The organism is Cupriavidus yeoncheonensis, assembly GCF_905397275.1.
GTDB classification, from domain to species: domain Bacteria; phylum Pseudomonadota; class Gammaproteobacteria; order Burkholderiales; family Burkholderiaceae; genus Cupriavidus; species Cupriavidus yeoncheonensis.
In genome coordinates this window covers 1-26509 of record NZ_CAJPUY010000041.1, presented here as the reverse complement: position 1 = coordinate 26509, position 26509 = coordinate 1, and the positions used below count along the sequence as shown (strand labels likewise).

Annotated in this window: 24 protein-coding genes; 11 read left to right on the top strand and 13 right to left on the bottom strand. The window is 67.5% G+C overall.

Annotation, left to right across the window (positions count from 1 at the left end; translation table 11 throughout):
- Window positions 1–783, top strand: coding sequence for a uroporphyrinogen-III C-methyltransferase (gene cobA, locus KHO22_RS31275; protein WP_211951068.1), 783 nt, complete (start codon window positions 1–3; stop codon window positions 781–783).
- Here the strand turns inward: cobA and pobA are convergent.
- On the bottom strand, window positions 780–1949 hold the full coding sequence (pobA, locus tag KHO22_RS31270) for a 4-hydroxybenzoate 3-monooxygenase (protein ID WP_211951067.1): 1170 nt from the start codon (window positions 1947–1949) through the stop codon (window positions 780–782). The two genes, cobA and pobA, sit on opposite strands and share 4 nt — an antisense overlap.
- Before the next feature lie 123 nt (window positions 1950–2072).
- Here pobA and KHO22_RS31265 point away from each other — a divergent pair, with 123 nt between their 5' ends.
- Window positions 2073–2960 carry a helix-turn-helix domain-containing protein gene (locus KHO22_RS31265; RefSeq protein ID WP_211951066.1) on the top strand — a complete coding sequence of 296 codons (888 nt, stop codon included), beginning with the start codon at window positions 2073–2075 and terminating at the stop codon, window positions 2958–2960.
- 6 nt (window positions 2961–2966) lie between these two features.
- On the opposite strand, the gene pcaDC is transcribed toward KHO22_RS31265, so the two are convergent.
- From pcaDC to pcaH, 4 genes are read right to left on the bottom strand one after another with little or no spacing between them, the layout of a single operon-like run.
- Window positions 2967–4157 carry a bifunctional 3-oxoadipate enol-lactonase/4-carboxymuconolactone decarboxylase PcaDC gene (gene pcaDC / locus KHO22_RS31260; protein ID WP_211951065.1) on the bottom strand — a complete coding sequence of 397 codons (1191 nt, stop codon included), beginning with the start codon at window positions 4155–4157 and terminating at the stop codon, window positions 2967–2969.
- A gap of 36 nt (window positions 4158–4193) precedes the next feature.
- The gene (locus tag KHO22_RS31255; protein ID WP_211951064.1) at window positions 4194–5582 is read right to left on the bottom strand and encodes a 3-carboxy-cis,cis-muconate cycloisomerase; all 1389 of its coding nucleotides are present in this window, start codon (window positions 5580–5582) and stop codon (window positions 4194–4196) included.
- Between the two features lie 59 nt (window positions 5583–5641).
- Window positions 5642–6211 carry a protocatechuate 3,4-dioxygenase subunit alpha gene (gene pcaG, locus KHO22_RS31250; RefSeq protein ID WP_211951063.1) on the bottom strand — a complete coding sequence of 190 codons (570 nt, stop codon included), beginning with the start codon at window positions 6209–6211 and terminating at the stop codon, window positions 5642–5644.
- A gap of 4 nt (window positions 6212–6215) precedes the next feature.
- Window positions 6216–6917: a protocatechuate 3,4-dioxygenase subunit beta gene (gene pcaH / locus KHO22_RS31245; RefSeq protein ID WP_211951062.1), complete on the bottom strand. Its 702-nt coding sequence runs from the start codon at window positions 6915–6917 to the stop codon at window positions 6216–6218.
- A gap of 93 nt (window positions 6918–7010) precedes the next feature.
- On the opposite strand from pcaH, the gene KHO22_RS31240 reads away from it, so the two are divergent.
- Window positions 7011–7979 (top strand): LysR substrate-binding domain-containing protein, encoded by a 969-nt coding sequence (locus tag KHO22_RS31240; RefSeq protein WP_211951061.1) that lies wholly within the window; start codon window positions 7011–7013, stop codon window positions 7977–7979.
- On the opposite strand, the gene KHO22_RS31235 is transcribed toward KHO22_RS31240, so the two are convergent.
- Both KHO22_RS31235 and KHO22_RS31230 read right to left on the bottom strand, forming a co-directional pair.
- Window positions 7973–9346 carry an MFS transporter gene (locus tag KHO22_RS31235; protein ID WP_211951060.1) on the bottom strand — a complete coding sequence of 458 codons (1374 nt, stop codon included), beginning with the start codon at window positions 9344–9346 and terminating at the stop codon, window positions 7973–7975. The two genes, KHO22_RS31240 and KHO22_RS31235, sit on opposite strands and share 7 nt — an antisense overlap.
- 479 nt (window positions 9347–9825) lie before the next feature.
- Complete coding sequence (locus KHO22_RS31230) at window positions 9826–10899, bottom strand: 4-hydroxyphenylpyruvate dioxygenase family protein (RefSeq protein WP_211951059.1); 1074 nt, start codon at window positions 10897–10899, stop codon at window positions 9826–9828.
- Window positions 10900–11194: 295 nt separating this feature from the next.
- Here KHO22_RS31230 and KHO22_RS31225 point away from each other — a divergent pair, with 295 nt between their 5' ends.
- The 4 genes from KHO22_RS31225 (at window position 11195) to KHO22_RS31210 (ending at window position 15907) form a co-directional block, all read left to right on the top strand.
- Window positions 11195–12028, top strand: a complete 834-nt coding sequence (locus KHO22_RS31225) for a shikimate dehydrogenase family protein (protein WP_211951058.1) — start codon at window positions 11195–11197, stop codon at window positions 12026–12028.
- Between the two features lie 140 nt (window positions 12029–12168).
- Window positions 12169–13494, top strand: coding sequence for an MFS transporter (locus KHO22_RS31220; protein WP_211951057.1), 1326 nt, complete (start codon window positions 12169–12171; stop codon window positions 13492–13494).
- An 80-nt stretch (window positions 13495–13574) separates the two neighbouring features.
- A complete protein-coding gene (locus KHO22_RS31215; protein WP_211951056.1) occupies window positions 13575–14639 on the top strand; it encodes a porin in 1065 nt (354 codons plus the stop codon).
- A 281-nt stretch (window positions 14640–14920) separates the two neighbouring features.
- Window positions 14921–15907 carry a tripartite tricarboxylate transporter substrate binding protein gene (locus tag KHO22_RS31210; protein WP_211951055.1) on the top strand — a complete coding sequence of 329 codons (987 nt, stop codon included), beginning with the start codon at window positions 14921–14923 and terminating at the stop codon, window positions 15905–15907.
- A gap of 65 nt (window positions 15908–15972) precedes the next feature.
- Here KHO22_RS31210 and KHO22_RS31205 read toward each other — a convergent pair whose 3' ends face one another.
- Window positions 15973–16701, bottom strand: coding sequence for an SDR family NAD(P)-dependent oxidoreductase (locus tag KHO22_RS31205; protein ID WP_211951054.1), 729 nt, complete (start codon window positions 16699–16701; stop codon window positions 15973–15975).
- A 75-nt stretch (window positions 16702–16776) separates the two neighbouring features.
- The gene (locus KHO22_RS31200; RefSeq protein WP_211951053.1) at window positions 16777–17625 is read right to left on the bottom strand and encodes a TauD/TfdA dioxygenase family protein; all 849 of its coding nucleotides are present in this window, start codon (window positions 17623–17625) and stop codon (window positions 16777–16779) included.
- Window positions 17626–17750: 125 nt separating this feature from the next.
- Between KHO22_RS31200 and KHO22_RS31195 the strand changes: the two genes are divergently transcribed.
- Window positions 17751–18755, top strand: a complete 1005-nt coding sequence (locus KHO22_RS31195) for an AraC family transcriptional regulator (protein WP_211951078.1) — start codon at window positions 17751–17753, stop codon at window positions 18753–18755.
- A gap of 155 nt (window positions 18756–18910) precedes the next feature.
- Here the strand turns inward: KHO22_RS31195 and KHO22_RS31190 are convergent, their stop codons facing one another.
- Together KHO22_RS31190 and aroQ are read right to left on the bottom strand one after the other, a co-directional pair.
- Window positions 18911–19723 carry an SDR family NAD(P)-dependent oxidoreductase gene (locus KHO22_RS31190; protein WP_211951052.1) on the bottom strand — a complete coding sequence of 271 codons (813 nt, stop codon included), beginning with the start codon at window positions 19721–19723 and terminating at the stop codon, window positions 18911–18913.
- Between the two features lie 222 nt (window positions 19724–19945).
- Window positions 19946–20404 (bottom strand): type II 3-dehydroquinate dehydratase, encoded by a 459-nt coding sequence (aroQ, locus tag KHO22_RS31185; RefSeq protein ID WP_211951051.1) that lies wholly within the window; start codon window positions 20402–20404, stop codon window positions 19946–19948.
- Between the two features lie 87 nt (window positions 20405–20491).
- Between aroQ and KHO22_RS31180 the strand changes: the two genes are divergently transcribed.
- Entirely contained in the window at window positions 20492–21451 is a 960-nt protein-coding gene (locus tag KHO22_RS31180; protein WP_211951050.1) for a LysR family transcriptional regulator, read from the top strand.
- Window positions 21452–21478: 27 nt separating this feature from the next.
- On the opposite strand, the gene KHO22_RS31175 is transcribed toward KHO22_RS31180, so the two are convergent.
- On the bottom strand, window positions 21479–22246 hold the full coding sequence (locus KHO22_RS31175; protein ID WP_211951049.1) for an IclR family transcriptional regulator domain-containing protein: 768 nt from the start codon (window positions 22244–22246) through the stop codon (window positions 21479–21481).
- A gap of 132 nt (window positions 22247–22378) precedes the next feature.
- Between KHO22_RS31175 and KHO22_RS31170 the strand changes: the two genes are divergently transcribed.
- Window positions 22379–24253: a bifunctional sugar phosphate isomerase/epimerase/4-hydroxyphenylpyruvate dioxygenase family protein gene (locus KHO22_RS31170; protein ID WP_211951048.1), complete on the top strand. Its 1875-nt coding sequence runs from the start codon at window positions 22379–22381 to the stop codon at window positions 24251–24253.
- Between the two features lie 63 nt (window positions 24254–24316).
- Entirely contained in the window at window positions 24317–25153 is an 837-nt protein-coding gene (locus KHO22_RS31165) for a 3-oxoadipate:acetyl-CoA acetyltransferase (RefSeq protein WP_211951047.1), read from the top strand.
- A 33-nt stretch (window positions 25154–25186) separates the two neighbouring features.
- Here KHO22_RS31165 and KHO22_RS31160 read toward each other — a convergent pair whose 3' ends face one another.
- Entirely contained in the window at window positions 25187–26074 is an 888-nt protein-coding gene (locus KHO22_RS31160; protein ID WP_211951046.1) for a DMT family transporter, read from the bottom strand.
- Window positions 26075–26509 lie beyond the last annotated feature (435 nt).

The following is a 26509-nucleotide window of genomic DNA, read 5'->3' as shown; positions in this document are numbered from 1 at the left end:
ATGAACCTCCCCCTCAAACCCGGCAAGGTATGGCTGGTCGGCGTCGGCCCCGGCAGCCCGGACCTGGTCACCGTGCGCGCGGCGCGCGTGCTTGCGCAGGCGCAGGTCTGGCTGGTGGACGACCTGGTGTCGCCGGAAATGGCCTGCCATGCAAGTCCCGGCACGCATGTCGAATGGGTCGGCAAGCGCGGCGGGCGCTGCTCGGTCACCCAGGAACGCATCCAGCAACTCACGCTGATGCATGCGCTGGCAGGCAAGGAAGTGGCGCGCATCAAGGGCGGCGATCCGCTGCTGTTCGGGCGCGGCGGCGAAGAGTCGGCGTTCCTGCGCGCGCATGGCGTGCCGGTCGAGGTCGTCAACGGCATCAGCAGCGGACAGGCGGCCGCGCAGGCGCTTGGCGTGGCACTGACGCACCGCGCGCATTGCCACGGCGTGAGCTTCGTCACCGCGCATACGAGCGACCATGGCAGCCCTGACTGGCGCGCACTGGCCGGCAGCGGCACCACGCTGGTGATCTACATGGGCATGAGCCGGCTTTTGGCAATCCGCGATGCGCTGCTGGCGGCGGAGATGCGCCCTGACATGCCTGCGGCCGTGGTGATGCATGCCGGAGGCAACGGGCAGCAGTGCTGGACCGGCACGCTCGCCACGCTTGGCGAAGCGCTCGATGCCGGACTGACCAGCCCGGCGGTAATCATGATCGGCGCGGTGCTGTCCGACGCGCCCGCGCTCTCGCCGTTGCCCGATGCCGCCTCAGAACCTCATTCTGAAATGGGTTCTTAGTACGGCAACCCGACGTAGTTCTCGGCCAGCGCCTTGCGCGCTGCCTCCGAGCTGACCAGGAAATCGAGCTCGGCCTGCTGGATGCGCGACGAGAATGCGTCGGCATCGGGAAACCGGTGCAGCAGCGATGTCATCCACCACGAGAAGCGTTCGGCCTTCCAGATGCGGCGCAGGCACTTCTCCGAATAGCCGTCGAGTTCGCGCGGATCGTCCTGCTGGTAGCGCGCGGCCAGGGCGTCGGCCAGGTACAGCACGTCGCTCGCGGCCAGGTTCAGGCCCTTGGCCCCGGTCGGCGGCACGATATGCGCGGCGTCACCGGCCAGGAACAGGCGGCCGAAGCGCAGCGGCTCGCACACGAAGCTGCGCAGCGGCGCGATGCTCTTCTCGATCGACGGGCCCGTCACCAGCGACTGCGCGGCTTGCGGGTCCAGCCGGCTGCGCAGTTCATCCCAGAAGCGCGCGTCGGACCAGTCTTCGGCGCGCTCTGTCGACGGCACCTGCACGTAGTAGCGGCTGCGGGCCTTCGAACGCATGCTGCACAGCGCGAAGCCCCGCTCGTGGCCGGCGTAGATCAGTTCGTCGGCAACCGGCGGCGTATCCGACAGGATGCCAAGCCAGCCAAACGGATAGACGCGTTCGAACAACCTCGTCGACGCGACCGGCACGCTCTGCCGGCTGACGCCGTGGAAGCCGTCGCAGCCCGCGATGTAGTCGCACTCGATCTCGTGCGTGGCGCCGTCCTTGCGATAGCGCACGAGCGGCCGCGTGCCGTCGAAGCCGTGCAGGCTGACGTCGGAGGCCTCATAGATCGTCGTCGTACCCTCTGCCTGGCGCGCGGCCATCAGGTCGCGCGTGACTTCGGTCTGGCCGTACACCGTCACCCTGCGCCCGGTCAGCGCGTGCAGGTCGATGCGATGGCGCTCGCCGTTGAACGACAGTTCGATGCCATCGTGCGGCAGGCCTTCGTCATGCAGCCGCGCGGCGACGCCCGCGCGCTCGAGCGCGTCGACGGTCACGCTTTCGAGGATGCCGGCGCGGATGCGGCCCAGCACGTAGTCCGGACTGCGTTGTTCCACGATGATGTTGTCGATGCCCGAGCGCGCGAGTAACTGGCCGAGCAGAAGACCGGCGGGGCCGGCGCCGATGATGGCAACCTGGGTGCGCATGGCTTGTCTCCGTATGCGTTGTTCTGATGGGAGGAAAGATAGCGGCCGGGCGGGCTTTCCGGAATGGACAGACCGAACCAAGAACAGGACAATCCGAACATTGCTGGTAAACACGGACCCGTCGTGAAGCCCGTTCCCACCTATTCGCTGTACGGCACCAGTTCGTCGGAGCCGCTGCTGGATCAGCTGCATTTCGAATCGATCGCGCAGCGCAGCAAGCTGCATGGCTGGGAGATCCAGCCGCACCGGCACGAGAGGTTCCTGCAAATTCTGTACGTCCATGCCGGCGGCGGCGAAGCCTTGCTGGAGGAGCGGCGTGAAGCGCTGCGCAGTGGCTCGCTGGTCATGGTGCCGCCGCAGCACATTCATGGCTTCGTGTTCCGGCCCGATACCGACGGCATCGTCGTGACCATGACGGACAGCCACCTGCGCACGTTGCTGGCCGGCGTGCCGGATACCCTGGCGCTGTTCGAGCGTCCGCGCCACGACCGCGTGCGGCGCGACGATGCCCTGGCCGACGCGCTGGTGCTGTTCCGGGGCGAGATGGAGAGCGTGTCCGCATGGCGCGGCGCCGCGCTGTCAGCGCTGCTGAGCGTGGTGCTGATCGGCATTGCGCGGCTGGCCGATGCCTCGGCGCCGGCCGCGGCGCGCAGCAACAGCCGGCCTGCGCGGCATTTCCAGCAGTTCCAGCAGTTGCTGGAGTCCGGTTACCGCGAACAAAGGGAGATTGGCGGCTATGCCGCCGACATCGGCATCACGGCCACGCAGCTCAACCGCGTCTGCAGGCAGATGGCGGGCCAGTCGGCGCTGCAGATGATCCATGCCAGGGTGCTGGCGCAGGCGCAGCGCGACCTGCTGTTCAGCGACCTGGAGGTCAAGCACATCGCGCTGTCGCTGGGCTTTGCCGATGCGGCCTACTTCTCGCGCTTCTTCGCGAAGCAGGTCGGGCAGACGCCGACCGTGTTCCGGCAGTCGGGGCGCGCCCGGCTGCCGGCGTTCGCGACGCGATAGGACAGCTCAGGCCTGCGGCCGGCGGTTGGCCTCGTCGATGGCCGCAAAGACTTCCTCGGCCATGTGGAATGCCGAGTTGGCGGCCGGCACGCCGCAGTAGATGGCCGTCTGCAGCAGCACTTCCTTGATCTCGTCGCGCGTCACGCCGTTGTTGGCCGCGGCGCGCAGGTGCAGCTTCAGCTCTTCCGACCGGTTCAGCGCCACCATCATGGCGATGGTCAGCAGGCTGCGCGTGTGCCGCGGCAGGCCTTCGCGGGTCCAGATCTCGCCCCACGCGTAGCGCGTGATCAGGTTCTGGAACTCCTCGTTCAGCGGCGTGAGGTGCGCGAGCGAGCGGTCCACGTGGGCGCTCCCGAGCACGCTGCGACGCACCGCCAGGCCGGCTTCGTAGCGGGCGTGATCGTCGGTGACCGGCAGACGGCCCACGATGAAATCGAGCAGCGCGGCGGTGAAGCGGCCCGGCTGCTCGACGTTGGAGATATGCGCGGCCGGCAGTGCAACGAAGTGCGCATCGGGAATCGCCGCGGCCAGGTCGCGGCCCTCCTGCGCGGTGGTGGACGGGTCGTGGGTGCCCGCGATCACCAGCACCGGCACGCGGATCGTACGCACGGCCTCGCGGAAATCGGCATCGCGCACCGCGGCGCAGTTGGCGGCGTAGCCGCGCGGATCGAGCGCGGCCAGCACGGCGCGCAGCGGATCCAGCGCGCGACTGGCGGCGGCGGCAAACTCCGGCGTGAACCAGCGCTCGATCGACGGTTCCACCATGATGCCCATGCCGTCGCGCAGCACGCTGTCGATGCGCGTGTTCCAGCCCTCGGCATTGCCGATCTTCGCCGCGGTGTTGGCGAGCACGATCTTCGGGAAGCGCTCCGGCGCATGCACGCCCAGCCACATGCCGGTCAGGCCGCCCATCGACACGCCGCAGAACGCGGCCTGGGCGATGCCCAGCGCGTCCAGGATGGCGACTACGTCGCCGCCGAGCTGGTCCATGGTGAAGGCATCGCCCGGCGCGCTCGAACGTCCGTGGCCGCGCGTGTCATAGCGCACCACGCGGAAGCGTCCGGCCAGCGCATCGGCCTGCGGCTGCCACATCGTGTAGTCCGTGCCGAGCGAATTGGAGAAGACGATGGCCGGCGCATTGTCCGGGCCATCCACGGTATAGAAGAGCCGGGCGCCGGCGTGGTCGAGATAGGGCATAGCGGTCTCCTGGAATCCTGTACGGGGTTGTGCCGGTCAGCCGGCGTGGCGCCGCGCGAGCGCCGCGTGCCAGGCCTGCACGGCGGCATCCGCGAAGGCCGCGGACTGGCCGGCGTAGTTGGCCGGGTCGGCGAGGCGGTCGAGGGTGTCATCGTCGAGCAGGCCTGCATGGGCGGGATTCTCGCCGAGCGTCCGTGCCAGGGCTTCACGCAGCGTGGTGCCTTGCGCCACCGCGAAACGCGACGCGTGCTCCACCACGTGGTGGGCTTCGAGCCGGCCGATGCGGCTGCCAAGTTCAAGCATGGCCGCTTCGCCGAGGATCAGGCCATGCGTCATGTCGAGATTGGCGCGCATGCGCGCGGCGTCCACTTGCAGGCCCGACACCACTTCGCCCATCTGGCGCAGCGCGCCGGCGGCAAGCGTGACGATCTGTGGCAGCGTATCCCACTCCGCCTGCCAGCCGCCCAGCGCGCGCTCGTGTTCCTGCACCATGCCTGACAGCATCGTCGCCACCAGCGCGGGCACGCGCACGGCCGCGGTCAGCACGGCGGCGCAGCCAACCGGATTGCGCTTGTGCGGCATGGTGCTGGAACCGCCACGGCCGGGGCCGGAGGGCTCGGCCACTTCGGCGACCTCGGTCTGCATCAGCAGCGAGATATCCCGCGCCATCTTGCCGAGCGTGCCGGTGAGCATGCCGAGCGCGGCGGCCACCTCGACCAGCCGGTCGCGATGCGCGTGCCACGGCAGCGCGGGCAATTCGAGTTTCAGTTCGCCGGCGAGCGCGCGGGCCACCGCCGGCGCGGACTGGCCCAGGCTCGCGAGCGTGCCGGCCGCGCCGCCGAACTGCAGCGCGCTGGCATGAACGCCTGCGGCATCGACGCGGCGCAGGTCGCGGCGCAGCGCATCGAGCCAGCCCGCGGCCTTCAGGCCGAACGTGGTGGGCAAGGCATGCTGCAGCCAGGTGCGGCCGACCATCGGCGTGTCGCGATGCGACGTGGCCAGCCCGGCGCAGGCATTGCCCAGCGCGAGCAGGTCGGCCTGCAAGTGCGGCATCGCCTCGCCAAGTTGCAGCACGAGTGCGGTGTCGATGATGTCCTGGCTGGTGGCGCCCCAGTGGACGAAGCGCGCGGCCTCGGCATCGCGCGCCGCCACGGCCGCGGTGAGCTGCCTGACAAAGGGAATGGCGAGGTTGCCCGCAGCGACAGCGGCCTGCGCGAGCGCATCGGGATCGATGACCGGGACCTCCGCGCAGACTTCGGAGATGACCGTCGCCGCGGCCACGGGAATGACGCCGCAGCGCGACTCGGCGCGGGCCAGCGCGGCTTCGACGGCGAGCATGCAGCGCACGGTGCCGGTGTCGGAAAAGATCTCCAGCACGGCCGGGCTGCCGAACATGGGATCGGTAAGACGGGACGAGCTTGGCATGGGGGGCGGTGTGGGTGTGCCGTCACGACGTTGGCGACGGCACGATTATGCGCGCAACGTCAGATGTCGAAGAACACCGTCTCGGCCGGGCCTTGCAGCACCACATCCCAGCGCAGCGTACCGTTGCCTTGCGCCTTGGCAACGAGCGTACCGCGCCGTTCCGCCGGCACCAGTGCCAGCACGCCGTCGGCGGCATTGGCCGCAGCCTCGTCCGGGAAGTAGATGCGCGTGGCCACATGCTTGACCAGGCCGCGCATGAACACCGAGACCATGATGTGCGGCGCCTGCGGCTTGCCGTCCGCACCCGGCACCACGCCCGGCTTCACGGTGACGAAGCGGAAGGAGCCATCCTCGGCGGTCGGCACGCGGCCGAAGCCGGTGAAGCCGGCGACCAGCGGCAGCTCGCGCGTGTCCTCGGCATGGCGGTAGCGGCCGGCCGGGTTGGCCTGCCAGATCTCGACCATGCCGTCGGGCACGGGCGCGCCGGTGCCGTCGGTGACGCGGCCTTCGATGATGATGCGCTGGCCGGCCAGTTCCGGCGCGTCAGCGGTGAGGTCGGCGCAGTTCAGGCCGGTCAGGCCGATATGCAGGTAGGGGCCGACAGTCTGCGAAGCGGTGGCGTACAGCATGCTTTTACTCCATCGGCGTGGCATCGCGGCCACGCAGCACGATATCGAAACGGTAGCCCAGCGCGTATTCCGGCTGCGTGGTCTCCCAGTCAAAGGTGGCGATCAGGCGCTCGCGCGCCTTCTCGTCGGGCACGCAGTTGTAGATCGGGTCGTACGGCAGCAGCGGGTCGCCGGGGAAGTACATCTGCGTGACCAGGCGGGTCGCGTAGGCGTTGCCGAACAGCGAGAAGTGGATATGCTGCGGCCGCCAGGCGTTGTGGTGGTTGCGCCAGGGGTAGGCACCCGGCTTGATGGTCTTGAACTGGTAGCGGCCGTTGGCGTCGGTCACCATGCGGCCTTCGCCGGAAAAGTGCGGGTCGAGCGGCGCGTCGTGCTGGTCGCGCTTGTGCACGTAGCGGCCGGCGGCGTTGGCCTGCCAGACCTCGATCAGCGCGTTCGGCACCGGGCGGCCGTTCTCGTCCAGTACGCGGCCCGTGACCAGGATGCGCTCGCCGAGCGGCTCGCCGCCGTTGCCGACGGTCAGGTCATTGTCGCCGGCGCGCACGAACTCGGCGCCGAAGGTGGGGCCGGTGACTTCGGACAGCGACTGCGGAATCCGCACCAGCGGCTGCGCCGGCGAGCGCAGCACGGTGGAGGCATAGGGGTCGAAACGGTATTCGGGCTGGGTGTCCCAATAGGGGCGACGGTACTGGGCGAGGCGGGGCATGCTGCGTCTCCGTGTTGTAGGGGTGGAATGACTTTATGACACACCCAAAGTCATGTAAATTGAGTTATTGACCGATTACGATGAATTTTCGATATGGAACGGCAAGAGCAGGCTGCGCAGGATGTCTTTCGCAATCGCGTGCGGCTGCGGCATCTCTATTGCTTCGTGGCGGTGTCGCAAACCCAGCACCTGGGGCGCGCGGCGGATCGCCTCGGCCTGACCCAGCCGGCCGTTTCCAAGACCCTGAGCGAACTGGAGGAACTGGCCGGCACGCGGCTGCTGGTGCGGCAGCGCGCCGGCACCGAGCTGACCACGGCTGGCACCCGCTTCCTGCAGCATGCGCTGCGCATCCTGGCCGATATCGACGCCGCGGCCGGCAGCGTGACAGGCGAGACCGCGCTGACGCATGAACGGATCCGCCTCGGCGCGCTGCCGAGCGTGGTGCCCGCCGTGCTGACCGATGCCGTGCTGCGCTTTCGCGCCACGTATCCCGAGGTCGGCCTGGACGTGCGGACCGGCATGAACCGCAACCTGATCGACCAGCTGAAGGCCGACGTGCTCGACCTGGTGATCGGCCGCATGGATGATCCGGTCGCCATGGAAAGCCTGTGGTTCGAGTCGCTGGGGCCCGATTCGCTGGTGCTGGCGGTGCGTCCCGGCCATGCGCTGGCAAGAACCACGCGCCCCACGCTGCTCGATTGCCTGGCGTGGCCGCTGGTGATTGCCGCCACGGGCTCGATTCCGCGCCACAACACCGAAAGCCTGCTGGCCCGCCACGGCCTGCGCCTGCCGGATGGCTGCGTGGAGACTTCCGACGCCTATCTCGGGCGCCTGCTGGCCGAACAGAGCGACTGCGTCTGGGCCGCGCCGATGTCGGCCACGCGCCGCGCCATGGATGCGGGCGGACTGGTGGCACTGCCCATCGATACCCTCGGCACCGAGGAGCCCGTCGGCCTGCTGCGGCACAAGGACCGCACCCTGACGCCGATGGCCGAGGCGCTGGCCGACTGCATCCGGGCCGCGGCGCATCCCGATGCTCCGCGGCGCAACCAGGCTCAGTGAGCGGCCACGGGCCGGGCGCCCGGTTCGCCTGCCGGCGCGGGGCTGCCGCCGAAGTGCTTCACCATCAGCGCAATCGCGGCCAGGAAGGCAGGCACGGCCAGCAGCGTGAAGATCATGTCGAAGCCAAGCTGCAGGCGCAGCAGTTCGGCGCCGAGCAGCGCGCCGGTGATGCCGCCGAAGCGGCCGATGCCGAGCATCCATGCCACGCCGGTGGCACGGCCCTGCGTCGGGTAGAAGGCCGCCGCCAGGGAAGGCATGGAGGACTGGGCGCCGTTCATCGCCGTGCCCGCCAGGAAGATCAGCACGCCCAGCATGACCTGGCTGCCGGTACCCTGCCCGACGGCGTAGATCAGCGCGCCGGTGACCGCATAGGTCAGGGCGATCACCTTGTTCGGGTTGAAGCGGTCCATGAACCAGCCCGCGGCAATGGTGCCGATGCCTCCGCCGAGCGGGAACAGTGCGGTCAGGAACGAGGCGCGCTGGATCGAGAAGCCCGCGTCCTTCATCAGCGTGGGCATCCAGCTGGTCAGCAGATAGAAGATGACCAGGCCCATGAAGTACGTGGCCCACATCATGGCCGAGCCCAGGCGGTAGCCCGGCGACAGCACGGTGCCAATGGCGGACCGGGTGGCGGGGGCCTGCTCGCCAATGACATAGCTTGCCGCCGCCGCTCCGGCACCGGTCACCCGCTGCAACACCTTGCCGATCTGTTCGACCGGGTAGTTGCGCAGCACCATGTAGCGCACCGATTCCGGCAGCAGGAACACCAGCAGCACGGCCAGCACGACCGGCAGCACGCCGCCCAGCAGCAGCACGCTGTGCCAGCCATAGTGCGGGATCATGGCCGCCGCGACGAAGCCGCCCACCGCCGAGCCGAGCGGAAAGCCGCAGAACATCGTGTTCACGAGCACCGCACGGCGGCGCTGCGGCGCGAATTCGGAAGTCAGCGTCACCGCGTTCGGCATGGCGGCGCCCAGGCCCAGGCCGGTCAGGAAGCGCAGTGTCGTCAGCCAGCCCAGGCTCGGCGCAAAGGCCGTGGCCAGGCTGCACACGCCGAAAAAGAAGACGGAAAGCACCAGCACGCGCTTGCGGCCGACGCGGTCGGCCAGCGGGCCGGCGAAGATGGCGCCGAAGGCCAGGCCGAACAGCGCGGCGCTCATGACCGGACCCAGCTCGGATTTCTGGATGCCCCAGTCCTGCACCAGCGCGGGTGCGATATAGCCGATCGCGGCCGTATCAAAGCCGTCGACCGCAACGATCAGGAAGCACAGGATCAGGATCAGCCACTGGTAGCCGGTGAACGGCCGCTCGTCGATCAGGGCCTGGACGTCAATGACGCCGCCCTTCGCGGGGTTGGACTGGGGCACGGTTGTCTCCGTTTGACTTTGGAAATCGGCAAGGACCGCCGATCCGGCAAATCCGCCATTTGTTCTTATAGCGAACCTTCGTTCTCTATAGGAACCGATCTTAGGTGCGGGAGATTGGAGGCAAGAATCCGGGTTAACCCGTCGCATGCGGCTGTCGGGAGCGGAGCCGGTCGAGGTGAATTACGCCAGGACGAGGAAATGTTCGGCGCAAAACTTGCGCGATTCTCCCGCGCGTCGCTGGCTGGCGCAGGGGATTGATGAAGCCGCGCAATCTTTAGCTGAGGGCTATCCGCAACGCACTCGATACATGCGTAAATTTCATGGAAATAGCGCGAGATGTCATTTTCCATGCCATGACGTATCGCCTAGGATGCGCTAGGCTCCGCTCAAAGCGATCGCCATCCAGGAAGCGCCGCACAAGGCTCAGTCAGCCCTTCGCGCAAGCGCGAGCCCGGCAACCGGCACCGGGGCTTTCCGCCTCAGCTCGCCGCCACCGATTCCAGCACCGACAGGTTTCCCTCGCCGAAGCCATGGTGCCCGTCCCGCTGGACGATCTCGAAGAAGAACTCCCCTGCCTCGCGCTTGACGAAAGCCTGGAGGAAGCGGTCCTGCCTGCCGTCCGCGCGCATCTCGCCATCCACCAGGATGCCGTAGCGCTGCAGCGTGGCAGGGTCGAGTCCGTGGCCCGGCAGGCGCGCATCGAGCGTGCCGTAGTAGGCCGCCGGCGGCTGCACGAACTGCACGCCATTGGCCGCGAGGGCCTGGGCGCTTGCGGCCAGGTCGTCCGTGGCCAGCGCGATGTGCTGGATGCCTTCGCCAAGCGGGTCGGACAGGTACTGGCGCATGCGGTCATGGCGCGGCGTGCCTTTCTCGTACAGCGGAATCCGGATCTGCCCGCAAGGAGAAAGCAGCACGCAGGCATCGCTTGCCACCTGCCAGTCGGGATGGACTTCGTGGATCTCGCGAAAGCCGAGCACCTTGCGGTAGAAGTCGCTCCATTCCTCGAGATGGCCGGGCTCCACCGCCTGCGTCAGATGATCGACCCGGGCGAGGCCGGCGGCCGGCGGGCGATTGCCCTGCGGCAAGGGGCGGAAATCCACGTCATAGATCGAGATGTCGCCGACATCGCCCGGGCGCCCTTCCTTGCCGCGCCAGCGGTCGATGAAATAGATGACGGACTGGCCGATGCCCTGGATGGCGGGAATATTCAGCTCCATCGGTCCGACCGTGCCGCCTTCGAACGGCCACGCGCCGGCCTCCAGCGCGCGCTCGAAGGCCACGGCGGCATCGCTCACGCGGATGCCGACCGCGCAGATCGACAGGCCGAACTCGGCGGCATAGCGCGTGGCAAAGGAATCCGGCTCCGCATCCACGATGAAGTTCATCTCGCCCTGGCGGTACAGCCTGACCGCCTTGTGGCGGTGTTCGGCAATGGCGGCAAAGCCGAAACGCTCGAAGGTCCGGCCCAGTGCCGCCGCATCCGGCGAGGCGAACTCGATGAATTCGTAACCCTGGATGCCCAGCGGGTTGTCCCAGGCTTCAGCGGCGCTCATATCGGGGCTCCTGTGAGGGGTGCGGGGCCAGTGCGGCAGACCCCGCGGCAACGTGGTCCGATCATAGCAATGCCGCCGACGCCTGCCGCAGCGACCACTGGACTCGACTACCTCCGTAAAAACCCGCACTGCGTTTCCTGATCGCCCCACTGCGTACGTTAATCGCGCGTTATGCGGATTACGTCGCTTGGCCCGCGGCCGATCGGCCACTACTCTCCGGTCATCGAGACATCGCCGCCAGGTCCGGACCACGCATCCGCGCCGGCCCCGGCTTCCTACCGCCCCCAGGAACAACATGATCAACGGCAAGACCACCCTCATCGCGCACCTTGGCTTTCCCACCGAGTCGTTCAAGGCGCCCATGATCTACAACCCCTGGTTCGAGCGGCAGGGCATCGACGCCGTGGTAATGCCCATGGGCGTGAAGCCCGACGACTACCCCGTGTTCTTCCGCTCGCTGTTCCGCCTGAGCAATATCCGCGGCGCGCTGGTCACCATGCCGCACAAGGTCACCACCGTGGAACTGGTGGATGAACTCACGCCCACCGCCCGCATCGCCGGCGCCTGCAACGCCGTGCTGCGGCGCGACGACGGCACGCTGGTGGGCGACCAGTTCGACGGCGCGGGCTTCGTGCGCGGCATCCAGCGCAAGGGCTGCCGGCTCGAAGGCGCGCGCGCCATCGTCTCGGGCAGCGGCGGCGTGGGCAGCGCGATCGCCGCTTCGCTGGCCGCGGCCGGCGTGGCGGAACTGGCGCTGTTCGATACGCGCGAAGCGTCCTCGCTCGCCTTGCGCGACCGCCTGCTGGCGCACTACCCGGCCCTGCGCGTGACCACGGGCTCGGCCGACCCGGCCGGTTGCGACGTGGTGGTCAACGCCACGCCGCTCGGCATGAACCCGGGCGACGCCCTGCCCTTCGACGTCGCCCGCATCGACCCGGGCGCCATGGTCGGCGAAGTGGTGATGAAGTCCGAATACACCCCGTTCCTCGAAGCCGCCATGGCGCGCGGCTGCAAGGTCCAGGTCGGCACCGACATGCTGTTCGAGATGATTCCCGCCTACCTGGAGTTCTTCGGCTACGGCACCGCCACGCCGGACGCACTGCGCGCCGTAGCTCGCCTTAAATACTGAGAGACAGCACGGGGAGACGCCCTGGGCCCTGGGCCCAGGGCCCTCGCCCCGGCGCCCCCACGAACCAAGACCGGATGCCGCCCCCAATGAGTTCCAGGCATACCGGAAAACACAATTCATCCATGGGTGGAGACAGACAAATGACCATGATCAACAAGGAGATCACGGCCCCCGCCGTGCCCGGCCACTCGCTGGCCGACAAGATCCGCGCCGGGTTCGCGCTCGGCAAGGTGCGCTGGGGCATGCTGGCGCTGGTGTTCTTCGCGACCACGCTGAACTACATCGACCGCGCCGCGCTCGGCGTCCTGCAGCCGGTGCTGGCCAAGGCCATGGCCTGGACCGCGCAGGACTACGCCAACATCAACTTCTGGTTCCAGGTCGGCTATGCGATCGGCTTCGCCCTGCAGGGGCGCTTCATCGACATGGTCGGCGTCAAGCGCGCCTTCGCGCTGGCCGTGCTGCTGTGGAGCCTCGCCTGCGGCGCGCATGCGCTCGCGGCTTCGGCCGTTGGCTTCATGGTCTGCCGCTTCTTCCTTGGCCTGACCGAAGCCGCCAACTACCCGGCCTGCGTCAAGACCACGCGCATCTGGTTCCCCGCCAGCGAGCGCGCAGTGGCAACCGGCATCTTCAACGCCGGCACCAATGTCGGCGCCATGCTCACGCCGATCATGCTGCCGCTGATCCTGCAGGTCTGGGGCTGGCAGGCAGCGTTCCTGATCGTGGGCGCGCTCGGTGCGATCTGGCTGGTGTTCTGGCTGATCAAGTACTACAACCCCGACGAGCATCCGACGGTCAGCCAGGCGGAACTGGCGCACGTCAGCCGCGATGTCGAACCGGCGCCGCAGCGCATCCCGTATTCGCAGATCCTGCGCATGCGCGGCACCTGGGCCTTCGCGCTGGCCTATGCCATCACCGCCCCGGTGTTCTGGTTCTACCTGTACTGGCTGCCGCCGTTCCTGAACCAGCAGTACCAGCTCGGCATCAGCGTGACGCAGATGGGCATTCCGCTGATCGTCATCTACCTGTGCGCCGATATCGGCAGCGTGGGCGGCGGCGCGCTCTCGTCCTGGCTCATCAGCCACGGCATGCCGGCCGTGCGGGCACGGCTGGTGTCCATGCTGGCCTTCGCGCTGTGCATCACCTCCATCGTCCTGGCCGCCGGCGCCAGCAGCCTGTGGATGGCCGTGGCCGCCATCTCGGTCGCCATCGGCGCGCACCAGGCCTGGACCGCGAATATCTGGAGCCTCGTGATGGACTACACGCCCAAGCATGTGGTCAGCTCGGTGTTCGGCTTCGGCGGGATGATCGGCGCGATCGGTGGCATGTTCATGACCCAGCTGGTCGGCTATGTGCTCACCGCCACGCACAACAACTACGCGGTGCTCTTCACCATGATTCCCTGCGCCTACTTCATCGCGCTGACCTGGCTGTTCTTCCTGGCGCCACGCAAGGTGCCGACCGTCTGAACGCCAGCCTTCCTCCAGCCACCGCACAACCCACGGACCGGCCACCCCAGCCAGCGCCACCAGCAGGAATCCATCTCCAAATGCGCAAATCCCTCTATGCGCTGCTCGCACTCGGCGCGGGCAGCCTGCCCGCGGCCGCCCAGACGAACAGCGGCATCACGCTCTACGGCCTGATCGACACCACCATCCGCTACAGCACCAATGAAGACGCCGCGGGCCATTCCCGCACGCAGATGACCGACGGCGTGCTGACCGGCAGCCGCTGGGGCCTGCGCGGCACCGAAGAGCTGGGCGGCGGCAACAAGGCCTGGTACATCCTCGAATCGGGCTTCTCGCCGGACACCGGCACCAGCCAGCAGGGCGGCAGGCTGTTCGGCCGCACCGCGGTGATCGGGCTCGACGGCGACTATGGCAAGCTCGCGCTCGGACGCCAGTACACGCTGGCACACGAAGTGCTCTCGTCGTACGAATCCATGGCCTTCGCCAACAACTCGATCGTCGGCTACCAGGGCGGCAACTACACGGGGCTGCGCTACGACAACACCATCAAGTACATCAAGTCCTTCGGCCCGGTGCAGGCCTCGGCGGCCTATACGTTCGGCGAAGTTCCGGGCAGCATCAAGAACAGCTCGGCGGCCGCGGGCGCGCTCGTCTACAGCAACGGGCCGCTGGAAGTCGGCACCGTCTACCAGCAAACCCAGAATGTCAGCAGCGCATTCTTCGGCGCCGTGCCCGTGGCGCAGGCCAGCAAGCAGACGGTCTGGGGTCTCGGTGGCACCTGGAAGGCTGCGCGCGCGCAGTATTACCTGGGCTACACCAACAACCGGCTGGATGTGGCCGACTATCGCAACAATGTCGGCTATGTCGGCACCCGCTACACCCTGACAGATGCGCTCGCGTTCATCGGCACGTTCCAGTACGACTGGCTGCGCCATGCCGGACAGAGCGGCAAGCGGCTCACGACGGCGGGCATGCTGGACTACAGCTTCAGCAAGCGGACGGATGTCTATCTGGAGGTGGATTACACCCATCTGCAGGGGGCATGGATTGCGCTGAACAGTGCGCCGGCGTTCAACAACAGTGGCAACACCTACGGAAACGGCACGCGGCTGGGCGTGGTGGCAGGCGTGCGGCACAAATTCTGACGAGGCAGCGGGCGCGCTGCCCGCGCGGGCAAGGAAGTGGAGAGACAGGCATCATGCTTTTCCCTAACGCCCCGAAAAGTCAAAAATTTGCCCCAGTTTGTTAATGTGTCCGGTCCATTGGGCCATACCTTTGGCACCGGAGCGGAGTTCTCCGCAGGGCACGGATGCGCGACCGCGGCGCCTGAGCCCTTCGGGGGATCGCGCTTCGGTCCCGTGCCATCCTGCCAAGGTCGCTGGCGCGGGCTCTACGCATCCAAAGAAACCCAAATGGGGAGACAGACATGCCGTTCCGCCCAGCCCGCCCAGCCCGCTCTCGCGCCCGCGGTATCGCCGTTGCCGCTATCCTGGCACTAGCCATGCCCGCCGCCATGGCCTGGACCAGCAAGCCCGTCCGGGTGCTGGTGCCGGCCCCTGCCGGCGGGACCATCGACGTGCTGGCCCGCCTGCTTTCGGAACAGCTCACGGCAGAGCTCGGGCAGCCGGTCGTGGTCGACAACAAGCCCGGTGCCGGGGGCGGCATCGCCATCAGTGCGATGCTGTCGGCGCCTGCCGATGGCCAGACCATCCTGGTCTCCACCACCAATGTGCTCACGGAGATCCCGCATGTGATGAAGGTCCCCTATGATCCGATGCGGGATGTCAAGCCGGTGGCCGCCGTGGCCAGGACGGCCCTGGTGATGGTCGGGTCGGCGAATCTGCCGGCCAGGGATCTGCCACACCTGATCAGCTATGTGAAAGCGCATCCGGGCAGCCTGAGCTTTGCTTCCTACAGTGCGGGCACCGCCGCCCACTATGCCGGCATGATCATGAACCAGAAGGCCGGCATGGATCTGCAGCATGTGCCGTTCGCGGGCTCTCCGCCCGCGCTGACGCAAGTCATGGGCGGACAGATCGCCGTCATGTACGACGGCATGGTGACGTCGCTGCCGATGATCAAGGCCGGCAAGCTGCAGGCCTATGCCGTGGCCTCGAAGGAGCGGTCACCTCTGTTGCCGCAGGTCCCGACCTTCGCCGAGGCGGGCTATCCGGACATTCAGTTCAGCAACTGGGTCGGGGTCTTCGTATCCGCCAAGGTGCCGGATGAGCTGGCCCAGAAGATCCAGGCGGCGGTCTACAAGGCCGCCGCGACACCACGGATGCAGGAGCGCATTGCCTCGCTTGGCTTCGAGTCGACGCCGCCCGAGCCCCTTTCGCAACTGGGTCAGGGCCTGCGCGGCGAGTACGAGCGCAACGCCGGCATCGTCAAGACCTTCAATATCCAGCCCTGACGCAGGCAGCCCCGGGCAATGCCCGGGGCCGTTTCAGTACAGCGGTATTCCGGCCCTGCCCGGATTCAGGCGCGGCGCATCAGGCTATAGCTCTGCGCGCTCGGGCCGAAGTCGGGCATGCTGGCCAGGAACAGGGCGAGCGGCACGACGTCGGCGGGCTGCTTGAACCACTCGCCCGGCGGCGCCGCGACATCACGCGTCATGTCCGTCCTGACGGGCCCCGGGATCAGCTCGTTGACGCTGATATTGTCTTCCTGCAGCTCCGTCGCCAGCGACTGCACAAGCATCCACAGCCCGGCCTTGGAGCACGAATAGGCCGAGAAGCCCGCATTGGGACGCATGCGCTGGCCGGAACCCACCATGATGATCTTGCCCGCTCCGCGCTGGCGCAGGTGGCCAATGGCGGCATGGGCCGTGTGGTAGGCACCGGTCAGATTGATATCGATGATCTTGCGCCAGAGTTCGGGGTCCCCGTCCGCGATCCTGCGCTGCTCGAGCGCGACACCGGCATTGGCCACCACGATATCGACGCCGCCGAACTCGTCGCTGGCGCGCTGGAACAGCGCCTTCACCGTTGCGTAGTCAGCCACGTCCGCGGCATGGGCGATCGCCTGGCCACCGGCTTCGCGGATCAGCGCGGCCGTCTGCACGATGTCGGCCTCGCTGCGGGCGCTGCACACCACCGCGGCTCCGGCGCGGGCGTAGGCCAGCGCAATGGTGCGCCCGATACCCCGGCCCGCGCCTGTGATGACGGCTACCTTGCCCTTGAGCAGTTCTGGATCGATTTGACTCATTGTCGTACTCGCTTTGCGTTGCAATGGATAGGTGCAAGAGGTCGTGGACGGCGCAAACCGCGCCACGCCTGTTGCTCAGAACGGACGGTCGCCGATCACCGTGGCCCGGTCCATCTTGCGATGGCATGGCGGGTAATCCATGACTGCATAGTGCTGGGTCGAACGGTTGTCCCAGATCGCCACGCTGTCCTTGCTCCAGCGCCAGCGCACCTGGTATTCGGGAATGTGGGCCTGGGCGATCAGGTAGCGCAGCAGCCCGGACGCTCCCAGGCTGTAATCCTGTCCGAAGCGCACGCGCGCCGGCGTGTGGAAGTTCGTGAAGTGGGTGGTGAAGGCATTGACGAACAGCACCTTCTCGCTGGTCTCGGGATGGGTCCTGACGACCGGATGCTCCGCGTCCGGAAACTGGGCCTTCAGGGCCAGGCGTTTTTCGATCGGCATGGCTGCGCCGAAACTCGCCTCGATGCTGTGGCGTGCGCGCAGGTCGGCGATTTCGTCCTTGACGTGCTGCGGCAGGTTCTCGTACGCGAGCGCCATATTGGCCCACATGGTGTCGCCGCCGACAGGCGGGCACTCGCGGCAACGCAGGATGGCGGCGAGCGGTGGCGCTTCACGCCAGGTGGCATCCGTGTGCCAGGTGTTCTCGTAGCGCGGCGTGGGTTGGTCCGGACTCTTGTAGATGCGGACCAGTCCCGGATACTCGGGATCGCTGCCTGCCACCGGGTGATCTTCGAGTTCGCCAAAGCGGCGTGCAAAGGCCACGTGCTCGCCGGCCGTGATGTCCTGGCCGCGCAGGAACAGCACGCGGTGCCTGAGCAGCGCCTGATAGATGGCGGCGAACAGCCCGTCATCGTGGATGGCATCGGCAAGACTGACGCCGACCAGTTCGGCGCCAATGGAACAGGTAAGTGGCTCGACTTGCATGGCGACTCCGTCAGAGGATGAAGGTCGATGCAAAGTATTGAAGAAGCGGCGCAGGACGCGTTGACATCGCGGGGCAGGGACTTTACATTTTGGGGCACCGTGGGGGAACTCCTATGTCGACGCCATTGCAAACACCTTTGCAGCAAGTGAACCTGTCGGAGTTTGTCGACGTGGCCCGCCAGGTCGGCCTGGACCCCCACCGGCTGTTGCGGCATGTGGGGATCAGCCCATCGGCCCTGGTAGACCCTGATATCCGCGTGCCGGCACGCTCGGTCATGCAACTGCTGGAAGAGTCGGCCCAGCTCGCCGGCGTTGCGGACCTCGGCTTGCGCGTGGCCGAAGCCCGCCAGCTGAACAGTCTCGGACCACTCGGGGTGGTCATGCGCGAGGGCGCCACCCTGCGCGACGCGCTTGGCGCCATGGCGCGCTATCTGCACTTGCTGAACGAGGCGCTGGACCTGCGCATCGAAGAAGTCGGGGACACCGCGATCGTCCGGCTGGAACTGCTGGTGAGTGTGCAGGGATCCATGCGGCAATCGACGGAATTCATCATCTGCCTGTGGTTCCGCTTGTTCAGGTTGCTGTTCGGCACGACATGGAAACCGCGCAGCGTCTGCTTCAGCCATGGCGCACCGGCCAGCACCGCGACGCACCGGCGCGTGTTCGGTGTGCCGGTGCGGTTCGGCCAGGAGTTCGATGGCTTCCTGCTTGCCGCCGCGGACCTCGACGTGGCGGGTTCCGGCCAGGATACGGCGCTGGCCCGCCATGCGCGCGAATTCCTCGACATCAAGCTGGCGCAGTCCAATTCCACCATGCCCGACAGGGTCAGGAAGCTGGTCTTCGCCCTGTTGCCGACGGGCGATTGCGGCGCCGAGCAGGTCGCCCGCCAGCTTGGCATCGACCGCAAGACCATGCATCGCCATCTGGCCGGCTATGGGCAGAACTACCTGTCGGTGGTCGATGGCGTGCGGGTCGAGCTCGTATCGAAATACGTAGGCAACAACGAACGGCCGCTGTCGGACGTTGCCAGCCTGCTCGGCTTCTCTTCGCCCAGCGCCTTCTCAAGGTGGTTTTCCACACGCTTCGGCTGCAGCGTATCGGCATGGCGCCGTCAGCAACCGAGGCCATGATGCGCGTCATACGGCGCGTCATAAGGCGCGCGCGGGAACACGGAACCGTGTGATCGCGCGGCTTGCGCTCATGTCACGAGCGGCCGGATGGAATGCAGGAAATCGGAGGAACCCGTGCTGCCCCCTGATCATCCGGGGCTGCACGGGCGGGCGGATCACTGCTGCGGTTCTTCCTGAAGCCGCTGGCGCAGCACCGCGCGCAGGTCTTCGCCGTATCCGGTGAGCGTGCCGCCATCGACTGCCAGCATCTGGCCCGTGATCATGTCCGCCCGCTCGCTCGCGAGGAAAGATACTGCCTCGCCGATCTCCGAGGGGTTGCAGAACCGGCCCAGCGGCACCGTCCGCCTGATCAGCGCGTCACGCTTCTCCCTGGACGCGTAAGCCTCGATCGCGGGCGTCAGGATGCCGCCCGGACATACCGCATTCACGTTGATGCGCTGGTCCGCCAGTTCCCACGCAAGATGCTGCGTCAGCCCGGTGACCGCATGCTTTGACGCCGTGTAGTCCACGCTGCTGAAATACGCCATGCGTATGCCGGCGATCGAGTCGATATTGACGATCTTCCCCTTGCCCTGCGCCTGCATCGCCGGGATGACCGCCTGGCAGCAGAAGAGGATGCCTTTGGCGTTCACCCCCATCACGCGGTCCCAGTTCTCCTCGGTCACGTCGCACACCAGCGCGGACGCCCCGCCCACGCCGGCGTTGTTGACCAGGATATCGATCCGGCCGAATGCCTCCAGCGTCTGGGCAGCCATGGCTTCCGTGTCGGCCTTCTTGCTGACATCGGCGCGGATGGCGACGGCACGCTTGCCGTCGGGGTCGATGCTGGATGCCACGCGCCGGGCGGCATCGAGATTCAGGTCCACCACGGCGATCTTGGCGCCCTCGCGTGCCAGCACGCGCGCGATGCCCTCGCCACCACCCTGCCCCGCACCCGTAATGATGGCTACCTTGTCCTTCAATTCCATTGATCGTCTCCTTGCGGACCAGGGCCGGCATCAGGGTATGCATGGCTGCAGTCCGAATGCAGAAAGTACCCGGCGACAATGTGGAAGGTCTTGACAATCCGTGGCATCGGTTTGACATTCTGGGGCAGCTAGGGAAACTACGAAGCCTTCGCGAGCCCCGGCAGGCAACGCAGGCGCACCGATCGAAGCCGTCCGCTGCCAGCCTCCCGGAGGGCCCTGCTATCACCCATCGGCCCCGGCCAGCAAAGCCAGCGCCGCAACCGCCACCCCATACCCTCTGACTCCCAGCCCCGCCATCACTGCCTTCGCCACCGGCGAAATCCACGACTGATGCCGGAACGCTTCGCGCGCATGCACATTCGAGATGTGATACTCGATCACCGGCACCGCGGCCCCCTTGATGGCATCGTGCAGCGCAATCGAGGTATGCGTCAGCGCCCCCGCGTTAAGCACCACGCCGGCCATCTCGCCGCGCGCGCAGGCCTGGCCTGCCTCGTGGATCCAGTCGATCAGCTGTCCTTCGTAGCTGGTCTGCCGGCACTCGGCGCGCAGGCCGTGGGACTGGGCGGCTTCTTCGCAGATCCGCTCCACGTCGGCCAGCGTTTCGCTGCCGTACACCGCCGGCTCGCGCGTGCCCAGCAGGTTGAGGTTGGGGCCGTTGAGCACCAGTACTGTCTTCATTGCGTCTCCTGGAATAGCAAGGCCGCACCTCTGGCGCGGCCGTCACCGATAGCCTATCGTTAAGCCTCCGCGTAACAATCCGGCAATATGGAAACTCAGAATGCGCTGACAGCGAACAATGATCCCTTCCTGCGGGATCTGCGCCTGTTCTGCACGGTGGCGCGCCGCTCCAGCTTCATTGCCGCGGCCCATGAGACCGGCATTTCACCCGCGCATGTGAGCAAGCGCATCGCCATGCTGGAGGCCATGCTGGGCACGCGGCTGTTCCACCGCACCACGCGGCGCGTCAGCGTGACGGCGGAAGGCGAGAACGCGTTTGCGTGGGCCCGCAAGATCCTGGAAGACGTCGACGGCATGCTTGAAGCCGTGGGCGGCGCGGGCAAGGCGGAGAGCGAGCCGCGCGGGCTGCTGCGCATTGCCACCAGCCTGCGGCTCGGGCGGCGCTTCGTCGCGCCCGTGCTGGCGCTGCTGCGGCAACAGCATCCGGGGCTGGAGGTCTGGCTGGAACTGCTCGACCGGCGCGTGGACCTGATCGGCGAAAACTTCGACCTCGACATCCGCATCGGCGAAGTCGAGGAGCCGCACCTGATTGCCAGCCGCATTGCCAGCGGCAGCCGCGTGCTGTGCGCGGCGCCGGCCTACCTCGCGCGACGCGGCACGCCGCGCCATCTGGCCGAGCTCGCGCAGCATGACTGCCTGCTCCACCGCGAGCGCGACCAGGCCTTTGGCGTGTGGCGGCTGCACGGCCCCGCCGGCATGGAAATGGTGAAGGTGACCGGCCCGATGGCCTCGAACCACAGCGATGTCACGCGCCAGTGGGCGCACGAGGGCTACGGCATCATCATGGCGTCGGTCTGGGATGTGGCCGACAGCATCCGCGAGGGAGAGCTCGTGCAGGTGCTGCCGGCCTGGCAGCAGCCGGCGGACGTCTGGGCCGTGACCAGCGCGCGCGCCTCGTCGTCGGCGCGCATGCGCGTCTGCATCGACTTCCTGAAGGCCCGCCTGTCGCAGGGCCCGTTCGCGCTGGCGAGTTCGCTGCACGCGTAGGGGGCGGCCGGCGCCGCAACCGGCACACTACAACGTGCGCATGATCGACAGCGCGGTGTCCTGCAGCACCTGCAGCACGCGCGCACAGGCCGCCTCCGCGCTCTCTTCGCCGATCTGCATATTGACCGACAGCGCCGCGATCACCTTGCCGTGCCGGTCGCGCAGCGGCACCGCCACGCCGCGCACGCCGATCTGCAGCTGCTGCTCCACCACGGCATAGCCCTGCGCGCCGGCCTTGCGGATTTCCTGCAGCAAGCGGTCGTGCCGGAGGATGGTGTACGGCGTGTAGGGCGTCAGCACGCATTGGTCCAGCCAACCCCGCACCGTGTCCTCGGGCTGCGCAGCCAGCATCATCACGCCGGCCGAGGCCAGCGGCGCCGGCACGCGCGCGCCGAGTACGAAGCCCGTGCTCATCACGCGGCTGGTGCTGGTGCGGGAAATGAACACCAGCTCCCAGCCGTCGAGCACGCTCAGGTAGGCCGCTTCCCCCAGCTGGGCGGTGATCTGCTGCAGGAAGGGCTGCACCAGGCGCGGCAGCCGCGCGGAATCGAAGTAGGACCAGCCGACCTTGAGCACGCGCGGCGTCAGGCTGAACAGCGTGCCGTCGCTCGTGGTGTAGCCCAGGTGCTCCAGCGTGAGCAGGTAGCGCCGCGCCGCGGTGCGCGTCAGGCCGGTCAGTTGCGCCGCTTGCGTGGGCGTGAGCCGCGGATGATCGTTGTCGAAGGCCTCCAGGATCGCCAGGCCCTTCTCCAGGCCGGCGATCCAGTCACGCCGGTTCATCGCTTGCTTTTCCATGGTTAACCCGAGTAATGCACGACGTGCGCGCGCGATGGCGCGATTATCGCTCGTTTGCGCGCGAATCGTGATTGTTCGCCGGGCCCGGGGCTTCTACGCTTGCTGCATACCGGTCCCGACCTCCCTCGCATCATGTCCGCAACTTCCCGTCCCAGCCCGCTTCCGAAGTCGATCGCCACCGTCTCGCTCTCCGGCACCCTCCCCGAAAAACTCGAAGCCGCGGCAGCCGCCGGGTTCGACGGCGTGGAGATCTTCGAGAACGACCTGCTGAACTTCGACGGCTCGCCCGCCGAAGTGCGCCGCATGGCGGCCGACCTCGGGCTGCGCATCATGCTCTACCAGCCGCTGCGCGACTTCGAAGCCATGCCGGCGGAACTGTTCGCACGCAATATGGCGCGGGCCGAGCGCAAGTTCGACGTGATGGAACAGCTGGGCGCCGACACGGTGCTGGTCTGCAGCAATGTGCAGGACATCGCCATCGACGATCCCGCGCGCGCCGCCGCCGACCTGCGCCAGATGGCCGAAGCCGCCGCGCGGCGCGGGCTGCGCGTCGGCTACGAGGCGCTGGCGTGGGGCCGGCACACGCGTCGCTGGAGCCAGGCGTGGGACCTCGTGCAGCGTGCGGACCATCCCGCGCTGGGCCTGGTGCTGGACAGCTTCCACACGCTGGCGCTGGGCGACACGCTGCAGGGCCTGGACGCCGTACCCGCCGACAAGATCTTCTTTGTCCAGCTGGCCGATGCGCCGCGCATGTCGATGGACGTGCTCGGCTGGAGCCGGCACTACCGCAACTTCCCGGGCCAGGGCGACCTGCCGGTGGCCGACTTCGCGCGCGACGTGCTGCAGGCCGGCTATGCCGGCCCGCTGTCGCTGGAAATCTTCAATGACGAGTTTCGCGCCGCGCCCGCGCGCCAGACCGCGCTGGACGGGTTGCGTTCGCTGATCTGGCTCGAATCCGAGGCGGGTGGCTTTGCGCTGCCGGCACCGCCGGTCTTCGAAGGCGTGGATTTCATCGAGTTCGCGGTCGACTACGTGGCCGGGCGCGAACTGGCGCAGCGGCTGGCCTCGCTCGGGTTCGTGCATGCCGGGCGCCATCGTTCCAAGGCGGTCGACCTGTACCGGCAGGGCGGCATCAACCTGATCCTGAACGCGGAGCAGGACAGCGCGGCCGCCGAGCACTTCCAGCTGCACGGCCCGTCCGTCTGCGCGATCGGCCTCAAGGTGGACGACGCCCGCCGTGCCACCGCGCGTGCCCGCGCGCTGCTGTGCAAGGAGTGGCGCGAACCGGTCGGCCCCGACGAGCGCGTCATTCCCGCGCTGCGCTCGCCCGACGGCATGCTGTTCCACCTGGTCGACGACATCGACGCCGGGCGCAGCATCTACGAGAGCGACTTCGACCTGCGCCCGCTGCCGCAGGAAGACGTTGCCGGCGCCGGGCTGAGCGCCATCGACCATATCGCCCAGGCCCTGCCCGCGCACCGGCTCGACACCTTCGTGCTGTTCTACCGCTCGGTGTTCGGCATGCAGGCCGAGGCCGTCCTTGAGATTGCCGACCCCTATGGCCTCGTCAGGAGCCGCGCCATGGTCAGCGCCGACCAGCGCGTGCGCATCCCGCTCAATGTTTCGGAAAGCGGGCGTACCGGCACGGGGCGGTTCGTCGCCGCTTACGCGGGCTCGGGCGTGCACCACATTGCCTTTCGCTCCGCACAGCTTGCCCGCACATTGGAAAGCATCGACCGCGGCCATTCCGCCATGCTGCATGTGCCTGACAACTACTTTGACGACCTGGCCGCACGGCTGGCGCTGGACGATGCGCAGCTGGCGCGCCTGCAGCGCCTCGGGCTGCTCTACGACCGCGACGGCCACGGTGAATTCCTGCACACCTATACCGAGCCGTTCCACGAGCGCTTCTTCTTCGAGCTCGTGCAGCGCGATGGCTACCTCGGCTATGGCGCGGCCAATGCGTCCGTGCGCATGGCGGCGCAGGCGCAGCTGCGCCACGGCTGATCCTCTTTTGCTCCTCGTACCCTCCTCTTTCCCACTACCCACACATTTCCACAGGAGACACCAATGCTGGACCCTTGCATCATCTCGGTTGCGATTACCGGTTCCGTACCCCGCAAGAAAGACAATGCCGCCGTGCCGGTCACGGTAGCCGAACAGATCGAAAGTACCCACGCCAGCTATGAGGCAGGCGCCTCGCTGGTCCACCTGCACGTCCGTGACGCGCAGGAGAACTCCAGCTCCGACCCCGAGAGTTTCGCCGCCCTGCAGGAGGGCATCCGCAAGCATTGCCCGGGCATGATCGTGCAGTTCTCCACGGGCGGGCGTGGCCGTGAAGCCAGCCAGCGCGGTGCCATGCTGCACTTGCGCCCGGACATGGCGTCGCTGGCGACCGGGTCCGTCAATTTCCCGACCAGCGTCTACGAGAACCCGCCCGACTTCATCCGCTCCCTGGCGGCCAGCATGCGCGAATTCCAGGTCAAGCCGGAGATCGAGATCTTCGACCTGTCGATGCTGTACAGCACGGCGGACCTGGTCAAGGAGGGGCTGCTGTCGCCGCGGCCGCACGTGCAGTTCGTGTTCGGCATCCGCAATGCGATGCCTGCGCGCCGCGAAGTCCTGGCGTTCGAAGTCGAGCAACTGCAAAAGGTGCTGCCCGGCGCCACCTGGACGGCTGCCGGGATCGGACGGCACCAGCTGGAAGTCAATCACTGGACGCTGGAACTCGGTGGCCATTGCCGGACCGGCCTGGAAGACAACGTCCGCTGGGACAAGGACACGCTGGCCAGCAGCAACGCGCAGCTGGTGCAGCGCGTCGCGCAACTCTGCGAGCAGTACGGCCGTGCCGTGGCGACCCCCGCGCAGGCCAGGTCCAAGCTCGGCCTGCAACCCCTGGCCGCGTAGCTTCGGCCTGCCCGGCCGGCGGACGGTCGGGCGTCAGGCGGGCGCGTTCGCCGCGGGCGCCCCCCGTTCGCGTGCCGCCGCGGCGGTTCCGCCCACGCCGCTGGCGGCAATGAAGGCGACGCCGAGCAATGACCAGGCATCCGGCACGGCGCCGAACACCATCCAGCCGCCGAGCATGGCGAAGGCGATCTGCAGATAGAGATACGGCGTCAGAATGCCCACCGGCGTGCGGGCATAGGCGAGCACCAGGCACAGATGGCCGGCACAGCCGGCCAGTGCCATGCCGGCGAGCATGGCCCAGTGCATCGCGCTGACGTGCCAGACCCATGAGAAGGGCAACGCCGCCGTGAGCAGCAGCGTGGCAACACAACCCGTGTAGAAGTGCGTGGTGCCCACGCCGTCGGCACGCGTCAGCATGCCGGTCAGCAACTGGTAACCGGCGTTGGACAGCACCACGCCCAGCGGCAGCAGCATGGCCGGCTCGAAATCGGGACCGGGCCGTATCACCATCAAGGCGCCGGCAAACCCCAGCAACAGGAACAGCCACCGCACCGGCGAGACCCGCTCGCCCATCAGCGCGGCCGCTGCCAGCGTGATGGCCAGCGGCGTCAGCATCGCCACCGCCGTGAAATCCCCCACCGGCAGGACCCGCAGGCTGAAGAATGCGCACAGGCTCGACACCAGCATCAGCGCCGCCCGCGCGCATTGCAGCACAGGCCGGCGCGTATGCAGCAAGTACCGGCCGCGCGCCGGCAGCAGGACCGCGCCGGTCAGCGCCGTCTGCGCGAGGTAGCGGACCCAGAGCGCCATGATCACCGGGACCGCGCCGCCCACGCTCTTGGTCAGCGTATCGAGCGCGGCAAAGCAGGCTACCGCCGCGATCATCAGCGCAATGCCTTGCGGCGTCTGGTTGTCCTTCATGGGGCCTTGCCTGCTCGTTGCGCCGCTCGCGGTTCGTTGCGCGGCGTGGATGGGGGGATGGGAGCAGGTTACTGTTGTCGGCTGAAAAGACAATGGAGCGGAGTGGAAAGTCAGAATGCGCTGGGAGTGAATAATTTGGGTTGGGGGGATTGGGGGGGATGGCTGGCTCGGCGTTCGTGGCATGCGCCGCTGTTGTGTCGTTCTTGACAGACGCTGCTGTTTCGCCGGCATGGCCGGCGGGGGGCTTTGGTGTTGGTTGGTGTGTCGTGCTTGGCATGCGCTGCCGTTTCGCCGGCGTAGCCGGCGAGTTACTTTCTGTCCAAGCCCTCCATGTCAGGATAGTTGTCGCCTCGCCGCCTTTCGATGAAGGACAATGGAGGGCGGAAGCGGTTGGAGGATGAAAGGCTATCCGGCGGAGTATAAGGAGTGGGTGGT